Source organism: Rhizobium sp. Root274, from assembly GCF_001429245.1.
GTDB lineage: Bacteria > Pseudomonadota > Alphaproteobacteria > Rhizobiales > Rhizobiaceae > Allorhizobium.
The window spans coordinates 154,991-172,632 of record NZ_LMJE01000007.1 but is presented as its reverse complement, the minus strand read 5'-3'; the positions used below and the strand labels follow the sequence as shown (position 1 = coordinate 172,632).

The window sequence follows — 17,642 nt, the reverse complement described above, 5'->3', positions numbered from 1 at the left end:
GCGACATGACTGAAAAGTCTTTGGGAAAATGCCTTTGCGGAGCAGTGACCATTACGGTCGCAGGCGAACTCGGGCCTGTCGGCTATTGCCACTGCACCCAGTGCCGCCGCCAGACGGGGCTCTATTACGCCGCGACCAATGCACCGCTCGACCGTGTCTCCATCACCGGCGAGGAGAATATCAGCCGCTACCGCGCAGGCGCCGAGGCGGACCGCGCCTTTTGCCGGATCTGCGGCTCAGCCTTGTACTGGAAAGGTGACGCCGAGAACACGATTTCGCTGATGGCGGGCCTGTTCGATAGCCCGACAGGGCTCACCGGCGGCTACCATATCTACTGCGCCGACAAGGGGGATTTCTATGAGATCAATGACGGGCTGCCGCAGTTCGCTGCTAGCCAGAGCTAATCTCGCTTCCCTTCAGGCGGCGACCACGTTTGTCGTGGCACTCAGCCCCAGCTCCAGGCGGGCCTCGTGGTAAGCAAGTTCCAGTGCTGCGAACTTGGCAGACTGCCAGGTGAAATAATCCTCAAGGAAGCTCTGGCTCAGCCAGAGACTGCCGCGGCGGCGTGGGTGTTCCCAACCCAGCAGTCCGTCCGTCTCTGCCTTCTTGAACATCCGCTTCAGATTGGTCGCGGAGACCTGATAGATCTCGCTGAGTTCGGCGAGCGTGACCGGACCGGCGAGCACACGCGGTGCCTGGCGATCGACTTGGTCGAGGCGGGCGATCAGGTCGTGCAGGATCATGCCGCCGAGATCCGACCACAGGAAGTGGCCGATGGAATCCGGCGGGTCGCGCCACAGGGGATCTTCGACCAGCATGTCTGCGGCGTTGGGCTGGGCGATCACGAAGATCGCTTCATGGTCGATCGACACCTGCTCGCGGTTCCCGCCGTCGAGGCGATCGAGGCAGGCCATGTGGCCGTTGAACCAGCTGCGCATGCCCCCGAGGCTCAGTTCCGTCGCCTCAAGCACGCGGACGCGCCGGTCCGGAACATCCGGCACGTCGCGGAGGAACTTGTAGGCGACGAGTTCGGCGAGATAGCCTGTTGCCGTGTTGCGGCTGGCAGCGCCGAGGCGCATTACCGTTTCGACGAAGCGGGTTGCTGTCAGGCCCGACAGAGGATCATCCGGCCTGCGGCGCAATGCCAGCGCAAACAGGGACTGCGTCATCAGCCACTTGCGATGCGATGCCTTGAGACGCGACATCCGCGGGGTGCGCAGGTGGATGCCAATCAGATGTTGGGCGATCTGTTTCTCGATCGAGGGGAAAAGCGGATGGGCCGCGATTTCAGCACGCGTCATGGGCGGCATGGCACAGCTCTGCTTCACATGATTGACTATTGGCATCTTAAACGCATCGGTCCAGTCAAAATGAAGGCTCGAAAACAGCAGCGACTACTGTCAAGCGCAACAAATGACTGAACAAAAAAAGTCTATGCCGGAATTTCAGAGATGCCGCAAGATATCGCGGCATTCAAATATACGATACCGGCAACTTCTTGACGGGACACGGTTAAGCGCTTCTCAGCTGTTCGGTTGAAGCCGCAATGCCTGTTCGGGGAAGAAACGTCCAAGTCCATAGCCTTCGCCGAACATGACGTCATGCTGCAGCATGCGGTAGTCGCGGATCAACGGATCGACGGCGCCTGCCATGGACCAGTCAGCCTGGGACTTGGCATTCCGACCGATCAGCTGGTGGCGATCGACGACCGTGTAGCGTTCCGCCACGCGTCCCAGAACCCCGGTGTAATACGGGTGGCGGTAGCCGGCGAGGCGCACGATCACGTGCGGCAGCTGTGAGGGGCTGACGGAGCCAATGTCTTTCTGCACGCCGCGCTTGGACGACCAGACGACAAGTGGGGTCTCATGCTCGCGCTTCATGGTGGGAACCGAAGCCTTGCGGGTCGCGACCACATTCGGCATGTAACCGCTTTCGGTATAGACTTCGCCGAGCGGCGGCAGATGGTCGCCGAACATGACGATGATGGTTTCCCGCCGACGCTTCTTGGCCCAGTCCATCAGCATCTTCAGGCTCTGGTCCGCTTCTTTCACCCCTTGAGTATAGGTAGCGAGCGTCTTGGTCGGCGCATCGGACAGCGTCGGCGCATCGACTTCCACGGTGTTCTTCACATAGCGGTGTTCTTCATAGGGACCGTGGCCCTGAAGCGTCACTGCGAAGAAGAAGAAAGGCTGCTCTGTGTTGTCCGCTTCCTTGATGATGTAGCGCGTCAGCGCGTCATCCGAGGCGAAGATGCCGCGCTTGTCCATGGTCGGCATGTTTTCTTCCGAACGGAACTGCTGGAAGCCGAGCGCTTGATAGACGTTCTGACGGTTCCAGAACCAGCTCTGGAAGGGATGGAATGCCTTGGTGACATAGCCCTTCGATTCAAAGAAGGTCGCGAGCGAGGGAAGCGGCCGGCGGATATACTGCTGATAGGGGATGCTGCCATAGGGCAGGAAAGCGTTGGAGAAGCCGGTGAGGGCCTCGAACTCGACATTGGCGGTCATGCCACCGAATTCGGGGGAGAACATGTTGCCTGATGCCGCCGACCTAATCGTCGGCATCGGGTCCTCGGAATAACGCACGCTGCTGAGGCGTGTCGGATCCCAGAGGCTTTCGCTCATCACGACGATCACATCCGCCTGACGGCCCGAGTAGAAGGACGCTGGCACACGATCTGACGGGATGTCGGTGATGGCGGGCTGGCTGTAGCCGTCCGGAGCGCTGATGCGGGCCATCGGCACGTTGAAGGCAAAGGCCATCAGGAAGCCGTTGTGGCGGTAGTTTTCCTTCTGGTCCCACATCATGGGAACGATGTTCAGGCGATCCCGGACCGCCGAGAAGGCCATCGGATCCATCAGGGAGACGAAGGAAGCCAGGATCGGCAGCGACACGGCAAGCCGGGCGATGCGTGAACGCATGCTGATCCGCACAAAAAGTTTGCGGCTCTTGTAGATCAAGATGCCGAGAATGGCGGTGATCGCGATTGTCGCGGCAGCGATGGCAAGCGCCGTGAAGGGCTGGGCTGCGACCATGACAGGCAGCAGTTCCATGATCTGCCGGCCGAACAGAAGGTCGCTCGGATAGAGCGGGTCGGACAGGTAGAGTTGCTTCTGACCGGAGAAGAAGGCCGGCAGCAGGGCCAAGGGAACTAGCAGGACGGCGGACTGATGCGCGCGTCCGACAATCGCATCCATGAAGAGCAACAGCAAGAAGACAATGCCGACTGCGACCATGCCCGCACGGCTTGTGGACGTCATATAGTCGCCGATATCGACAAAGGTGCCCCGGGCCAGCCATTCGCTGGCAACGACTGTCAGCAAGGCAATCAAGCCCGTCATCAGAACCTGGAGAACGACCTGCAGCACCTTGGCATTTTCGAACGATGCCTCGCCGGATCTGCCGATAGCCGGAAACATACTGTCGATTACCGATTTCGAACTGTTGTCGGCCACGTCTTTCTCCGGCGGATCTGGTAGGAGTACTAAAACTGTCGCATAGCTGTCACATAACGGTCATGAATGCTACATGAACCAAGCGATAAGCCTCTGTGTTCCCCTAGGAAATCCGCGTTTTTTTCAGACAGGGTGAACAACGACGGCGCAGAGCGTTGATGTTCGTCTGGCTTAACGTTAAATCGAGACCATGAGCGAAGAACTGAAAATGCCTGACGTCCTGCGCATTGCCGTTGCGCAATTCAATCCCACGGTCGGCGATGTCGTCGGCAATCTGGCGAAAGCCCGCGCGGCCCGGGCGGAAGCGGCCGCGCAAGGTGCCGACCTGCTGCTGCTGACAGAGCTGTTCATTTCGGGCTATCCGCCGGAAGACCTCGTGCTTAAACCGGCCTTCCTCAAGGCCTGCTTGCAGGCTGTCGAAGCGCTCGCCGCGGATACCGCCGACGGCGGGCCTGGTGTTGTCGTGGGTTTTCCGCGTCAGGGCGAAAAGGGACGGCACAATTCCGTTGCGATCGTCGACGGCGGCGAGATCCTGGCCTTCCGGGACAAAATCGACCTGCCGAACTACGGCGAATTCGACGAGAAACGTGTGTTCGTCGAAGGCGAGATGCCCGGTCCGGTCAACTTCAGGGGCGTGCGGATCGGCGTGCCGATCTGCGAAGAAATCTGGAACGATCTCGGCGTCTGCGAGACGCTGGCCGAGACAGGGGCCGAGCTGCTCCTCGTGCCCAATGGCTCGCCCTATTATCGCGGCAAGGTCGATATCCGCCACCAGGTGGCCCTGCGTCAGGTGATCGAAACCGGATTGCCGCTGATCTTCGCCAACCAGCTCGGCGGGCAGGACGAACTGGTGTTCGACGGCGCAAGTTTCGCCTTCAACGGTGACAAGTCGCTCGCCTTCCAGATGAGCCAGTTCGAGGAGACGCTGGCGGTCACCACCTGGAAGCGGACTACGGATGGCTGGCGCTGTGACGGCGGTCCGATGTCGCACATTCCGGAGCACGAGGAGGCCGACTACCGCGCCTGCGTGCTCGGCTTCCGCGACTACGTCAACAAGAACGGCTTCAAGAGCGTCGTGCTCGGCCTGTCGGGCGGGATCGACTCCGCGCTTTGCGCCGCCATTGCCGTCGACGCGCTCGGCGAGGAGCGGGTGCGCACGCTGATGCTGCCCTATCGTTATACCTCAGAAGAAAGCTTCTCCGACGCCGAAGCCTGCGCCAAAGCCCTCGGCTGCCACTACGACATTGTGCCGATTTCCGATCCGGTCGAAGGGTTTCTCTCGAGCCTTTCCGAGATGTTCGAGGGAACCGAGAGCGGCATCACCGAAGAAAACCTGCAGAGCCGTACCCGCGGCACGATCCTGATGGCCGTATCGAACAAGTTCGGGTCGATGGTTGTGACGACCGGCAACAAGTCGGAGATGTCCGTCGGATATGCCACCCTCTACGGCGACATGAACGGCGGGTTCAATCCGATCAAAGACCTCTACAAGATGCAGGTCTATGGTCTGTCCGCCTGGCGGAATGCGCATGTCCCTCCAGGGGCTCTCGGTCCTTCGGGCGAAGTCATTCCGGCCAATATCCTGTCCAAGGCGCCGTCAGCCGAACTGCGTCCCAACCAGACAGACCAGGATTCGCTGCCGCCCTATCCGGTGCTCGACGATATCCTGGAATGCCTTGTCGAGAAGGAAATGGGTGTCGACGAAATCATCGCGCGGGGCCATGACGTCGCGACCGTTCACCGGGTCGAGCATCTTCTCTATCTCGCCGAATACAAGCGGCGGCAGTCGGCACCGGGCGTGAAGATCACCAAGAAGAATTTCGGGCGCGATCGCCGCTATCCGATTACGAACCGTTTTCGCGATCGCTAAGCGGTCCGGTACGGTCAGGAGAATGCTACATGCGCAGTTCCGTTGAAATCTACGACATGACGACACGCGAATGCGAGGTCGTCTGGCAGACGGAGGATCTCGTCGAGGCGCCAAACTGGTCGCGTGACGGCGAGTTTCTTCTCATCAACGGCGATGGGCTTCTCTACGCGCTGTCGCTCGACGAGGAGGATCCCGAGCCGGAACCGATCGATACCGGTTTTGCCGTTCGGCTCAACAATGACCACGGGATTTCGCCCGACGGCGCGTCGATCGCCTTTTCCGACCATACGCTGCATGGCAAGTCCTGCATCTATCTGCTCGGTGACGGAGACGACGAGCCGAGGCAGGTCACGGCCAAGATGCCGTCCTACTGGCATGGCTGGTCGCCGGATGGGAAGGAGATTGCCTATTGCGGCGACCGCAACGGCGTCTTCGACATCTTCACGATCTCGACAAAAGGCGGGCAAGAGCGGCGGCTGACGATGGGCGAGGGCCACAATGACGGGCCGGATTACTCGCCCGATGGGGCGTGGATCTATTTCGATTCGAGCCGCACCGGTTCGATGCAGATCTGGCGCATGCGCACCGATGGCAGCGAACTCGCACAACTGACCTCGGACGGCTACGGTGACTGGTTCCCCCATCCGTCGCCGGATGGCAGCAAGGTTCTGTTCCTTTCCTACGACGCCGACGTGTCGGGTCATCCGCGCGACAAGCAGGTCCGGCTTCGGCTGATGGACGCCGATGGCGGGAATGTCGAGACGCTGTTCGAATTCTTTGGCGGTCAGGGCTCGATCAACGTGCCGAACTGGTCGCCCGATGGATCGGCTTTCGCCTTTGTGCGCTATTTCCCCGAAAGTGCCTGACTGTCGCTATCGGGCCTATTGCAGGCCACCCCGATGCGATAAAAGACCGATGTCAGGTGCCCGCCATATGGCGGGAGAATCGGGAAGCCGGTGCAAATCCGGGACGTGCCCAGCGCTGTAAGGCGGACGCATATGCCAGGGGAAACCCTGCCACTGGTCGCAAGACCGGGAAGGCGGCGGATGCGGTCGAAGCCAAGTCAGAAGACCGGCCTGACATCATAGACCTAGCCCGCGCGGACGGCGGGCGGTTGCGCATTGTTGGAGACAACAGAATGCACGACTCATCGTACGAGGCCCTCGTCCGGGCCGACGCTTTTTCGGATTGCGAAAAGGCCGCCGTCTACCGCGCCATCGAAACCCGCCGGGATGTGCGCGACCAGTTTCTTTCCGACGCCTTGCCCGAGGCCCTGATCCGGCGGCTGCTTTCTGCGGCCCATGCCGCCCCTTCGGTCGGCTTCATGCAACCGTGGAATTTTCTCTTGATCCGCAGCCGCGAGCAGCGCGAGGCAATCTGGCATGCCTTTGCCAGAGCCAATGAAGAGGCGGCCGCAATGTTCGCAGAAGAGCGCCAGCAGGCCTATCGCTCGCTGAAGCTGGAGGGTATCCGCAAGGCGCCGCTCAACATCTGCATCACCTGCGATCCCGACCGTGCGGGGCCTGTCGTGCTCGGACGCACCCACAATCCCCGGATGGATGCTTATTCGACCGTTTGCGCGATCCAGAACCTGTGGCTTGCAGCCCGCGCCGAGGGTGTCGGGGTCGGTTGGGTGAGCATTTTTCACGAACAGGACGTGAAAGAGATCCTTAGCATTCCGGAGCGGGTCGAGATCGTCGGCTATCTTTGTCTTGGATATGTGGATCAGCTCTACGAGAAGCCGGAACTGGAGGTGAAGGGTTGGCGCAGACGGCTGTCGCTGGACGATCTCGTTTTTGAAGAACGCTGGCCGGCAAACGCAGGGTCTGACGGCGGCGGCTAGAGGCTGCGGCTATTCCTGCAGGGGTTGCGGGCCTGATGCGGCCGGCTTTCTGAGGTCGATCGTGCCGTTCTGCGGTGGCAGAAAGATTGGGCCGACCCGGCGAACCTGCAATGCCGCTTCATCGAGTTCCCGTTCAGCCGCCGGCAGGCCTGCTTGCGTCGTCGGTTCCTTGTCCGGCTTCACCGTCAAGATCGACGACTGATAGTCCGGCACGGGCGGTCGGGGTGTCATTTTCTGATAGTAGCGGGCCAGGTCGCAACGGCACTGAGGGTCTTCCGAGGGCTTTCGGGTGCGATAGAGAAAGGCATTCGGCATGTCGCGGTAGGGCTGACCCGTGGCGGAAGAGATCATGTCCGCGGTTTCGCCGGAATTGGCCGGGTGAAAATAGAGCTCGGTTTCGACCCCTGGGCACATCTGCTGGCATTGAACCGCATCGCGGGCGAAGTTAAGCGCGGTGGTGCTTGAGGAAATCGGGAAGAAGCCTCCGTCACAGGTGCGCACACACAAGGTGCGGACCTCGCCCGAGGGCTGAACACGAATCATGGGGCGGAAAGAGGCCAGAGCTTCACCAGTGCGATCGGGCTTGTAGGGCTGCTGCAGCGTGTCGAGATAGGGAATGCGGGCCGGTTCGTCGGGTTCGGCATTGCCTACGCTGTCCGCCGTGCAGCCGTTTTCGGCGAGCGCCTGCTGCAGACGTGCTGTTTCGGCCGATCCCACACCCTCGCGCAATTCGCGCAGTTTGCTTGAAAGGATGTCCTTGTTGGCCTCCATGCGGCTGATTGCCTGGCTCAGATCGCCGCAATCGCTGCCGCCATCGGCGCGGATGGTGGTGATTGACGAGGTCAGGCAACGCAGCCGCCGCTGGTCCTGCCGGGCTTTTCGAAGCTCCAGATTTTGCTGCGCGATCGCGCCAGCGTAGCGGTTCACCTCTTCCGAAGATATGCTTCTATCGACCGTCGCCAGCCGATCGCGCAGACGCTCGCAGGCCAGCGACGCTGCGGCAGCGTGCGGCGCGCTTGACGCAAGCCAGGCGACGGCGAGCAAGGGGGTCAGCAGTCTCTTCAGCGGCTTCATGGCTCGACGGGGGGACACCCTTTGGGGATGGACCGTTGTGTAACATGAGCTGGACAATACGATACCCGACCACAAAGTAAAATGACACTGGAGAGAGCGGTCGCCGTGTGATGCGGCGACCGCCGTTCCTCAGGCGGCGCGGGCCGAGGCCAGCGTCATCGCCTGTTCGAGTACACTGCCGCCGATCGCAGCGACTGCCTTCATCCGGTCGAGGAGGTCTTGGCTGACCTCCCAGGAGACGGCAACTGCCTGGACAGAGCCGATCCGCTGCGGGTCGGCGATGCGTTCACCGGGGCAGCCCATGCGCTTGAACATGCGTTCAAGGAACACGTCGGTGACGGTGACGATGTGGCTAAGCCCGGAGGCGAGGCCGAGTTCACCCACGCCACACATCAATTCGGCCGCTGCAATCGTGACCTGATTGCTGCCGCGGTCCTGCGAAATCTGCGGATCGATGCAGAACCGGCTGGATTCCCAGATCGCAGCACTCCTGATCTGCGGGCCATGCCCCAGCAATTGCGGAAAGGTGTCGTCGAGCATGTTCGGCCCCAGCGTCGGCAGAAGGCGCAGCGCTCCGCGCAAGGCGCCCTGATCGCCGTAGGAGAGAACGTAGAGCGGGTTAGCGCGGTCATAGTCGTCAATTTCCCAGCTGTCCCGCACCTGGACATCCCAGCGCAAGAGGTCGTGGAACACCCGCTTGCGCAAGCGGTGCATGGCGTCGATGTCGGCGGGAAATTGCTGGCGCCGGGCGCCGTTGATGATCCTGATCATACTGAACTCCTTGAAGGTCGGTGGAGCTGGCAGCATGAAGTTGAGAGGGAAGTGATGAAACTGGCGGTCGCGACAGCATTTGACGATGCAATCTGTGATACGATGTCGCGCCGCGACTTTTGTCAGTGCACAGGCCTCTCGGCGAGGCGGGGAATGAGACCGAGCCAAACTGCTTCGGCGACCGCCTGGGCGTTGTTGACCACATCGAGTTTGTTGCGCGCATTGGCCATGAAATAGCGAACCGTGCGCTCGGTGATGCCGAGAATGATCGCGGCCTCCCAGTAGCTTTTGCCGGCGGCGATCCAGGCGAGGGTCTCGCATTCACGCGGTGTGAGAAGTTTGCTCGCAAGCCGCCGTCGAGGCTGGGGCGGCGAGCCCTTGACCATCCTGGCGTGAAAGTGCGCGGCAAGGCTCAAGACGTCCCGGTCGTTGCTGCGCCGCCAGTCCGCAAGGCGCGCCGGCTCGGCAACCGCCGTCACCAGAAGGCAGGCTCSCCGCCCCGGGCGGGCCAGCAGCGGGTAGCCGATGGCGGTTGTCAGGCTGTCCCTGCCATTTGGCTCTTGGCGCGCGGGGCGGGATGCGGCAATCAAGGACAGATCGAGCTGAACCGGCTCCAGCTCTGAGAAGAGCCTGTCCAGTTGGTCCCGCAGCGGGCGGTTGCCCAACAGGCGTGTGATCCGTGCAGCGTCTGATGGACGGCTGTGCACGAGACGCTGCAACTTCACCCGGCCGGGCCCGAACGCGCCATCGATGTAGACGATGGGGCCCGTCCGGTAGGCGGCCTGGAGTTTCTGCAGAAATGTCGACGGCTCAAGCCGGGTCTGGTGATCGAGCCAGTCCAGCAGGTCGAAATAGACGCCCTCTTGCCCCATCCACTGACCCTAGATTCTCAGGGATACAATTTCAGGGGTACAGCTCTAACTTGTCCAGCGGCAATTCTGCCCGTCACCACCCCCGACGTGTTTTCGTCAGGGGCTTTTCTCGACGAACCCGTACCTCAGGCTTCGGGTTGAGACGCTTCGACAACCGCCAGAGCCGCCATGTTGACGACGCCGCGCGAGGTCACGGAGGTCGACAGCACATGCGCCGGCAGTGCGGCGCCGAGCAGGATCGGGCCGACATGCAGCGCATCCATCATCATGCGGACAATCCCGAGCGAGATGTTGGCAGCATCGAGGTTCGGGAAGACCAGGAGATTGGCCTCGCCTGTCAGCGTGCTGTCGGGCATTGCGCGCTTGCGCAGGCTCTCCGACAGGGCCGAACCGCCCTGCATCTCACCGTCGACCTCGAGGTTCGGTGCCGTCTGGCGGATGATTTCCAGGGCCTGTCGCATCTTGGTGGCACTTGCCGAGGGGCGCGAGCCGAAGTTGGAATGCGAAAGAAGGGCTGCCTTAGGGCTGATGCCGAAGCGACGGATTTCCTCTGCTGCAAGTATCGTCATTTCGGCAATTTCTTCGGCGCAAGGATCGTCGGTCACGAAGGTGTCGGTGAAGAAGATCGCTCCGCGCTGCGAGATCAGCAGGCTGAGGCCCGAGAAGTCGCGCACGCCTGGGCGCTTGCCGATGATCTGACGAACATCGCGGACATGGCGGTCGAAGCGGCCTTCGACGCCACAGATGAGGGCATCCGCTTCACCGCGCTTAACGGCGAGCGCTCCGATGACCGTCGTATTGGTGCGCACGATGGTCCGGGCGGCTTCCGGGTTGATGCCGGCACGACCGACAAGGGCGAAATAGTCGTCGACATAGTCGCGGTAGCGCGGATCGTCTTCAGGGTTCACGAGGTCGAAGTCGACACCGGGACGAATGCGCAGGCCGTAGCGTTTGAGACGGGTCTCGATGATCTGCGGACGGCCGATCAGGATTGGCTCGCCAATGCCGTCTTCGAGCAGCACCTGAGCAGCCCTGAGGACGCGTTCGTCTTCACCTTCGGCGAAGATCACACGCTTCTTGGCGGCAGCCTTGGCCGCCGCAAAGATTGGCTTCATCACGAAGCCGGAGCGGAAGACAAAGCGGTTCAACTGGTCGAGATAGGTGTCGTAATCGGCGATCGGACGGCGGGCGACGCCGCTTTCTTCGGCTGCGCGCGCGACAGCCGGGGCAATGCGCAGGATGAGGCGCGGATCGAAGGGCGAGGGGATGAGGTAATCCGGCCCGAAAGTCGGCGTCTCGCCCGTGTAGGCGCGGGCGGCCACTTCCGAGACTTCCTCGCGGGCGAGCGCCGCGATGGCGCGCACGGCGGCCATCTTCATTTCTTCATTGATCGTGGTTGCGCCGCAATCGAGCGCGCCGCGGAAGATATAGGGGAAACACAGGACGTTGTTGACCTGGTTGGGGAAATCCGACCGGCCGGTGCAGATCATCGCGTCGGGGCGGGCGGCGCGTGCCTCTTCCGGCATGATCTCGGGCTTCGGGTTGGCAAGCGCCATGATCAGCGGGCTTGGAGCCATGCGCGCCAGGAGTTCGGGTTTCAGGACGCCGGCAGCGGACAGACCGAGGAAGACATCGGCATCATCGATGCTTTCGGAGAGCGACCGCTTGTCGGTCTCCTGGGCATAGATTTCCTTCCAGGGATCCATCAATTCGTTGCGGCCCTTGTAGACGAGGCCTTCGATGTCGTGGACCCAGATATTTTCGCGCTTGGCGCCGAGGATCACCAGAAGGTTCAGGCAGGCGAGGGCTGCTGCACCCGCACCCGAGGCGACGATCTTCACGCCGTCGATCTTCTTGCCGGCCAGTTCCAGGCCGTTCAAAATCGCGGCGGCGACGATGATGGCTGTGCCGTGCTGGTCGTCGTGGAAGACCGGAATGTTCATCTTGGCGCGCAGCTGGTCTTCGACCTGGAAGCATTCCGGCGCCTTGATGTCTTCGAGATTAATACCGCCGAAGGTTGGCTCCAGCGCCGAAATGGTCGAGACCATCTGGTCGACCGTCGGCGCCTCAATCTCGATATCGAAGACGTCGATGCCGGCGAACTTCTTGAACAGAACCGCCTTGCCTTCCATCACGGGCTTGGAGGCCAGCGGGCCGATATTGCCGAGCCCGAGCACAGCCGTGCCGTTCGAAATGACCGCGACGAGGTTGGAGCGCGCCGTGTAATCGTCTGCGGCTGCCGGATCGTCCTTGATGGCAAGGCAGGGCGCTGCGACGCCGGGCGAATAGGCAAGGGCCAGATCGCGCTGGTTGCCAAGCGGCTTCGTCGCCTGGATCTCGAGTTTCCCGGGACGCGGATAGCGATGATAGAAGAGCGCCTGTTCGTCGAGATCGGCAGTCGCTGCCACAGCATCGGTCTTGGTCTTGTCGTGGGAATTCATCGTGTCACCGGCAATTCATGTCATCGAGTGGTTCAGTTCCGTCATACACGAAACAGCTTCGAGTGGTAGACCTTAGTTCCGGTCGCCGGTACGCCCAACAGACGGCAGTGCCTTCAGCTTTCGCTTCGCCGAGGCCCAACTCCCCCGTGTCATCTTCCTGAAACACGAGTCTGGTTAAGGCTTGTGCAGTCAGTGCAAGAGGATAGCGCCGTGGAAGACGCAAGCGAAATTCGCCATTTCAGGACCCTTTTCATCTCGGACGTGCATCTGGGTTCGAAGGCTGCAAAGACCGATTTCCTGCTCGACTTCCTGCGCACCCACGAAGCTGAAACGATCATCCTGGTCGGTGACATTGTTGATGGCTGGCGCTTGAAGCGCAGCTGGTACTGGCCGCAGCCCTGCAATGACGTGGTGCAGAAGCTTCTGCGCAAGGCGCGCAAGGGCACCCGGATCGTCTATATCCCGGGCAATCACGACGAGTTTCTGCGCGATTTTCCGGGCACCCACTTCGGCGGCATCGAGGTTGCCGAACGGATGATCCACGAGATGGCGGACGGCAAGCGGTATCTGGTGCTGCATGGCGACGAGTTCGATGTCGTGGTGCGCAATGCACGCCTGCTCGCCTATCTCGGTGACTGGGCCTATGACACGGCGATTGCCATCAACGTCATGCTCGCCGTCGTGCGCCGCAAGCTTGGCATGCCCTACTGGTCGTTCTCCGCCTGGGCCAAGCTGCAGGTCAAACATGCGGTCAACTTCATCGGAGAATTCCAGCGGGTCGTTGCCGAAGAGGCGCGCCGCAACGATGTCGACGGTGTCATCTGTGGCCACATCCACCACGCGCTCATGGAGGACATTGACGGCATCCACTATGTCAACACCGGCGACTGGGTCGAAAGCTGCACTGCGGTTGCCGAGCATCACGACGGGCGGCTGGAACTCATCTCCTGGGCGCACAAGATCAGCGCGGCCGGTGCACCCAAGCCGGTGCAGAAGATGGTGCCGGTGATGATCCCGTCGCTCGACAGCGCCAAGAAGGAAGGCGCGCGGGCCGCTTGATTGCGACCGGCTGTTGCAATCGGGCCATCGCTTGCATCAATCGCCTGTGAGTCGTGTGTTTAACGGTTCATCAAGGATTACATCGCCGCCGCCGGTCGTTATAGTGCGCAGCATTCAATCACGTGATTTGCGAACCGGAAGACGACCGGCGCAAGTTTGGAAGTTGTCGCGCCCTTGAAGTCGGTTCATCCTGAAAACGCTCATATCGAGATCGACCGCGAGGCGCATGGCGATCACGATGTGATTCGACTGAGCGGCAGCTGGAAAAACACCAGCCTGTCCGACATGATCAAGTCCGCGGGGCCTCTGGTCGAAGATCAGAGCGACAGCAGCGAAGTCATCGATATCGATGGGATCACCGCCATGGATACGGCGGGGGCCTGGCTGATCCGGCGCTTCATGACTCAGCGCCGGGCGCGGGGCCGCGAGATCACGCTGACCGGTGGCGACCCGGAGATGCGCGAACTGATCAACGCTCTGCCGGAGCGCGTCGAGGCGCCGGAACAGGTCGTCGACAGTCGCAGCCGCTTCGAGCGGATCTTCGACCCGATCGGCCGGGTGACTGTGGGCTTGTGGGAAGATGCGGTCGCAATGATGTTCGTGCTCGGCTCCGCCGTGCGCGGGGCTCAGACCAAGCTCGGACGCGGTGCCGGTGTTTCACCCGCCTCGGTCATCAATCAACTCGATCATATGGGCGTGCGCGCCGTCCCCATCATCGTCCTGATGTCCTTCCTGATCGGCGCGATCATCGCGCAGCAGGGGGCCTTTCAGCTGCGCTATTTCGGCGCGGAAGTCTTCGTGGTCGACCTGGTCGGCATTCTGCAATTGCGCGAAATCGGCGTGCTGTTGACGGCGATCATGATTGCCGGCCGTTCGGGCAGCGCCATTACCGCCGAAATCGGCTCGATGAAGATGCGCGAAGAGATCGACGCGCTGAAGGTGATCGGGCTCAATCCGATCGGCGTTCTCGTCTTCCCGCGTCTCGTGGCGTTGACGATCGCGCTGCCGCTTCTGACCATCGTTGCGAATTTCGCGGCGCTTTATGGTGCCGCGGTCGTTGCCTGGGCCTATTCCGGCATCACCTTCGAGGTGTTTATCACCCGCCTGCACGACGCCGTCGATTATTCGACGCTTGCCACCGGCATGATCAAGGCGCCGTTCATGGCATTGATCATTGGCATCATCGCGGCCGTCGAGGGCATGAAGGTCGGCGGCAGCGCCGAATCGCTTGGCCGCCACGTCACCGCCTCCGTGGTTAAATCCATCTTCGTCGTCATTCTCGTGGACGGGCTTTTCGCCATGTTCTACGCAGCCATCGATTTTTGAGGAGCCGGAATGTCTGAGACGACGTCTTCCTCATCCGCCACGCCACGCGAAGCCGTTCTGTCCGTCAAGGATCTGACGGTCGGGTTCGGCGACAAGATCGTGCTCGACAAGCTGAACCTCGATATCTATCGCGGCGAAATTCTTGGCTTCGTCGGCGCTTCCGGTGCGGGCAAATCGGTGCTGATGCGGACCGTGCTGAGGCTCCTGCCGCGGCGTGCCGGCACGATCGAGATCCTTGGTGCCGATTACGATGCGGTGAGCGATGCGGAACGCATGGCGCTCGATACGCGGCTGGGGGTGCTTTTCCAGCATGGCGCCCTATTTTCGGCACTGACGGTCAAGGAGAACATTCAGCTGCCGATGCGCGAATATCTGGATCTGCCGCAGTGGCTGATGGACGAGCTCGCTTATCTGAAGCTCGAGCTTGTCGGTCTGAAGCCCGATGCGGCGGACAAATATCCCTCTGAACTATCCGGTGGCATGATCAAGCGCGCGGCTCTCGCCCGGGCCCTGGCGCTCGACCCGGACCTTGTGTTTCTGGACGAGCCGACATCGGGTCTTGACCCAATCGGGGCGGCCGAATTCGATGAACTCATCGCACAATTGCGCGATACCCTTGGATTGACGGTCTACATGGTCACACATGACCTCGACAGTCTGTTCTCCGTCTGCGACCGTATCGCGGTTCTCGGCGAGAAAAAGGTTATGGTGCAAGGCTCGCTGGACGACATGCTCGCCTATGACGATCCCTGGGTGCAATCCTATTTCAGGGGCAAGCGTGCCCGTTCCATTCCCCGCGCGGAGACAAATGCCGCGCAGCCGGTAGAGTAGACATATGGAAACCAAAGCCAATTATGCCATCGTCGGCTTCTTTACGATCCTGGTTATCGGAGCTGCCTTCGGCTTCGTCTACTGGATGGCGGAGTATGGCCGGGGCGGGCCGATGGCGCCGCTTGCCATTCGCATCCCCGGTTCCGCCAATGGCCTGAGCATCGGCTCGCCGGTGCGCTTCAACGGGATTGCCGTGGGCTCGGTGCGCAATCTTTATATCGACAATGAAGATCCGGAGTTCTCTGTCGCCTTTACCGAAGTGCGCGCCGATGCGCCGGTGACGTCCGGCACGCGGGCCATTCTTGAAATTCAGGGTCTGACCGGTGCTGCCTATATTGAACTGTCGGGCGGTGGCGCCGGCAGTGGCGACAAGATCCTTGAGCGCGCCATCAACACGGGCGAGGCGGCTATCCTCACCGCCGACCAGTCGAGCGTTACCAACCTTCTGTCCACCGCAGACCGCATCCTCAAGCGTGCCGACGATGCGATCGGGGAACTCCAGGGTTTCATCGTCGATGCCCGCGCACCGCTCACCAATACGGTCCGCAATGCCGAGACATTTTCGAAGTCGCTGGCTGACAACGCCAAGGGGATCGACGAGTTCCTGAAGAGTGTCACCTCGCTTTCGCAGTCTGTGTCGGGCTTGTCGGGTCGCCTCGACGGAACGCTGGCTGCGGCGGAAGATCTGTTCAAGGCGTTGAACTCCGACAAGATCGACAAGATCCTCAGCAATACTGAGAAAGCCACCGCAAGCTTCGCCGATGCATCGAACAAGATCGGGCCGGCGATCGACAGCTTCAAGCAGACGGCTGACACGTTCCAGACCTTCGGCAAGAATGCCGACCAGACCTTGCTCAAGGTCTCCAAGCTGGTGGATGCTGTCGACAGCCAGAAGGTCGGCAAGGTCGTCGACGACGTTTCCGTCGCATCGGCAGACGCGCGTCAGGCGATTGCCGGTTTCCGCGATCTTTCCAACAGCATCACGGGCCGCAAGGACGACATCGACAAGGCGATCGACGACTTCACGCAGCTCGCAAATCGTCTGAACAACGCCTCGACCCAGGTCGACGGCATCCTCAAGAAGGTCGACAGCTTCCTTGGCTCGGGCGACGCCAATTCGCTGAGTGTCGAAGCCCGCAAGACGCTGGAATCGATCCGGCTTGCGGCTGAAAACCTCAATGCGCGCATCGGACCAATTGCCGAGAACTTGCAGCGCTTCTCGAGTTCGGGTCTGCGCGATATCCAGACACTCGTGACGGATACGCGCCAGACGGTGCGGGGCCTGAACGACGCCATTACCAATTTCGATCAGAATCCGCAGCGCCTGCTCTTCGGCGGCGATACGGTCAAGGAATTCGACGGAAGGACGCGCCGATGACGCCGACGACCGGAAAGGGTGACACTATGGGTTTCTACGGCCGTCCAGGCCTGTCCGCAGCCAACCGCCGCCGCCTTTTCGGCTGCAGCTTCGCTCTGCCGATGATGCTGGCGGCGCTCACCAGCTGCGGTTCGGCGCCGAACGACACCTTTGATCTCTCGGCCGTTTCCACGCCGGTCTCCACGACCGCCAGTGCGCGAAACCGGCAGTTGCTGGTCGCCGACCCCTCGGCGCTCAAAGCGCTCGACAGTGAACAGATCCTGGTGCGCGTTGCCGGGTCCGAGGTGCAGTATCTGAAGAAATCGCAGTGGAGCGACAAGCTGACCCGCGTGGTGCAGTCCAAGCTCGTCGAGGCCTTTGAGGACACGGGTCGTCTTGGCGGCGTCGGCAAGCCGGGGCAGGGCCTTGCGATCGATTATCAGCTGATTACCGATGTCCGTGCCTTCGAAATTGCAACGGGCGGCGGGGACCGTGGCGTTGTCGAGATTTCGGCGAAGCTGCTCAATGACCGCAATGGAACGGTCAAGGCGCAGAAAGTCTTCCGCGCTGAAGCGCCGTCGGCTGGCAGCGGCAGTGCCGCCTATGTCACCGCTCTCGATCAGGCCTTCGGCCGTGTCACTGCCGAGATCGTTGGCTGGACGCTCCAGGAACTCTGATCTCGATCATGACCGATCGTCCCAAGCGTGCCTTGGGTCCAAAAGACAAAATCCCGGATCCTTTTC

15 protein-coding genes and 1 riboswitch are annotated in these 17,642 nt (G+C 61.3%); of the genes, 9 read left to right on the top strand and 6 right to left on the bottom strand.

All coding sequences use genetic code 11. The features are described from left to right. Nucleotides 1-5 precede the first annotated feature (5 nt). The gene (locus tag ASE36_RS09780) at nucleotides 6-404 is read left to right on the top strand and encodes a GFA family protein (RefSeq protein WP_062278706.1); all 399 of its coding nucleotides are present in this window, start codon (nucleotides 6-8) and stop codon (nucleotides 402-404) included. 12 nt (nucleotides 405-416) lie between these two features. On the opposite strand, the gene ASE36_RS09775 is transcribed toward ASE36_RS09780, so the two are convergent. Beyond that, nucleotides 417-1,310: a hypothetical protein gene (locus ASE36_RS09775; RefSeq protein WP_062278704.1), complete on the bottom strand. Its 894-nt coding sequence runs from the start codon at nucleotides 1,308-1,310 to the stop codon at nucleotides 417-419. A 213-nt stretch (nucleotides 1,311-1,523) separates the two neighbouring features. Next, nucleotides 1,524-3,419, bottom strand: coding sequence for an LTA synthase family protein (locus tag ASE36_RS09770; protein ID WP_062281202.1), 1,896 nt, complete (start codon nucleotides 3,417-3,419; stop codon nucleotides 1,524-1,526). A gap of 226 nt (nucleotides 3,420-3,645) precedes the next feature. Between ASE36_RS09770 and ASE36_RS09765 the strand changes: the two genes are divergently transcribed. The 3 genes from ASE36_RS09765 (at nucleotide 3,646) to bluB (ending at nucleotide 7,168) form a co-directional block, all read left to right on the top strand. Beyond that, on the top strand, nucleotides 3,646-5,325 hold the full coding sequence (locus ASE36_RS09765) for an NAD+ synthase (RefSeq protein ID WP_062278702.1): 1,680 nt from the start codon (nucleotides 3,646-3,648) through the stop codon (nucleotides 5,323-5,325). Nucleotides 5,326-5,354: 29 nt separating this feature from the next. Continuing rightward, a complete protein-coding gene (locus ASE36_RS09760) occupies nucleotides 5,355-6,191 on the top strand; it encodes a TolB family protein (RefSeq protein ID WP_062278700.1) in 837 nt (278 codons plus the stop codon). Between the two features lie 37 nt (nucleotides 6,192-6,228). Then, nucleotides 6,229-6,420: riboswitch (cobalamin riboswitch) on the top strand. A gap of 43 nt (nucleotides 6,421-6,463) precedes the next feature. Continuing rightward, nucleotides 6,464-7,168, top strand: a complete 705-nt coding sequence (gene bluB / locus ASE36_RS09755; protein ID WP_062278698.1) for a 5,6-dimethylbenzimidazole synthase — start codon at nucleotides 6,464-6,466, stop codon at nucleotides 7,166-7,168. Nucleotides 7,169-7,177: 9 nt separating this feature from the next. Here bluB and ASE36_RS09750 read toward each other — a convergent pair whose 3' ends face one another. The 4 genes from ASE36_RS09750 to ASE36_RS09735 all read right to left on the bottom strand — a co-directional run bounded on the left by ASE36_RS09750 (nucleotide 7,178) and on the right by ASE36_RS09735 (nucleotide 12,326). Next, nucleotides 7,178-8,242 carry a DUF2865 domain-containing protein gene (locus ASE36_RS09750; protein ID WP_062278696.1) on the bottom strand — a complete coding sequence of 355 codons (1,065 nt, stop codon included), beginning with the start codon at nucleotides 8,240-8,242 and terminating at the stop codon, nucleotides 7,178-7,180. Between the two features lie 129 nt (nucleotides 8,243-8,371). Beyond that, on the bottom strand, nucleotides 8,372-9,013 hold the full coding sequence (locus tag ASE36_RS09745) for an acyl-homoserine-lactone synthase (RefSeq protein ID WP_062278694.1): 642 nt from the start codon (nucleotides 9,011-9,013) through the stop codon (nucleotides 8,372-8,374). Nucleotides 9,014-9,135: 122 nt separating this feature from the next. Next, nucleotides 9,136-9,885 carry a helix-turn-helix transcriptional regulator gene (locus ASE36_RS22190; RefSeq protein WP_082511000.1) on the bottom strand — a complete coding sequence of 250 codons (750 nt, stop codon included), beginning with the start codon at nucleotides 9,883-9,885 and terminating at the stop codon, nucleotides 9,136-9,138. 125 nt (nucleotides 9,886-10,010) lie between these two features. Beyond that, nucleotides 10,011-12,326 carry an NADP-dependent malic enzyme gene (locus ASE36_RS09735; RefSeq protein WP_062278692.1) on the bottom strand — a complete coding sequence of 772 codons (2,316 nt, stop codon included), beginning with the start codon at nucleotides 12,324-12,326 and terminating at the stop codon, nucleotides 10,011-10,013. 210 nt (nucleotides 12,327-12,536) lie between these two features. On the opposite strand from ASE36_RS09735, the gene ASE36_RS09730 reads away from it, so the two are divergent. The 5 genes from ASE36_RS09730 (at nucleotide 12,537) to ASE36_RS09710 (ending at nucleotide 17,576) form a co-directional block, all read left to right on the top strand. After that, on the top strand, nucleotides 12,537-13,385 hold the full coding sequence (locus ASE36_RS09730) for a UDP-2,3-diacylglucosamine diphosphatase (protein WP_062278691.1): 849 nt from the start codon (nucleotides 12,537-12,539) through the stop codon (nucleotides 13,383-13,385). Between the two features lie 174 nt (nucleotides 13,386-13,559). Next, a complete protein-coding gene (locus ASE36_RS09725) occupies nucleotides 13,560-14,711 on the top strand; it encodes an MlaE family lipid ABC transporter permease subunit (protein WP_413813653.1) in 1,152 nt (383 codons plus the stop codon). Between the two features lie 9 nt (nucleotides 14,712-14,720). Then, a complete protein-coding gene (locus ASE36_RS09720; RefSeq protein ID WP_062278690.1) occupies nucleotides 14,721-15,542 on the top strand; it encodes an ABC transporter ATP-binding protein in 822 nt (273 codons plus the stop codon). A 4-nt stretch (nucleotides 15,543-15,546) separates the two neighbouring features. Further along, on the top strand, nucleotides 15,547-16,920 hold the full coding sequence (locus tag ASE36_RS09715) for an MlaD family protein (protein ID WP_062278688.1): 1,374 nt from the start codon (nucleotides 15,547-15,549) through the stop codon (nucleotides 16,918-16,920). A 26-nt stretch (nucleotides 16,921-16,946) separates the two neighbouring features. Further along, the gene (locus ASE36_RS09710; RefSeq protein WP_082510998.1) at nucleotides 16,947-17,576 is read left to right on the top strand and encodes an ABC-type transport auxiliary lipoprotein family protein; all 630 of its coding nucleotides are present in this window, start codon (nucleotides 16,947-16,949) and stop codon (nucleotides 17,574-17,576) included. Nucleotides 17,577-17,642 lie beyond the last annotated feature (66 nt).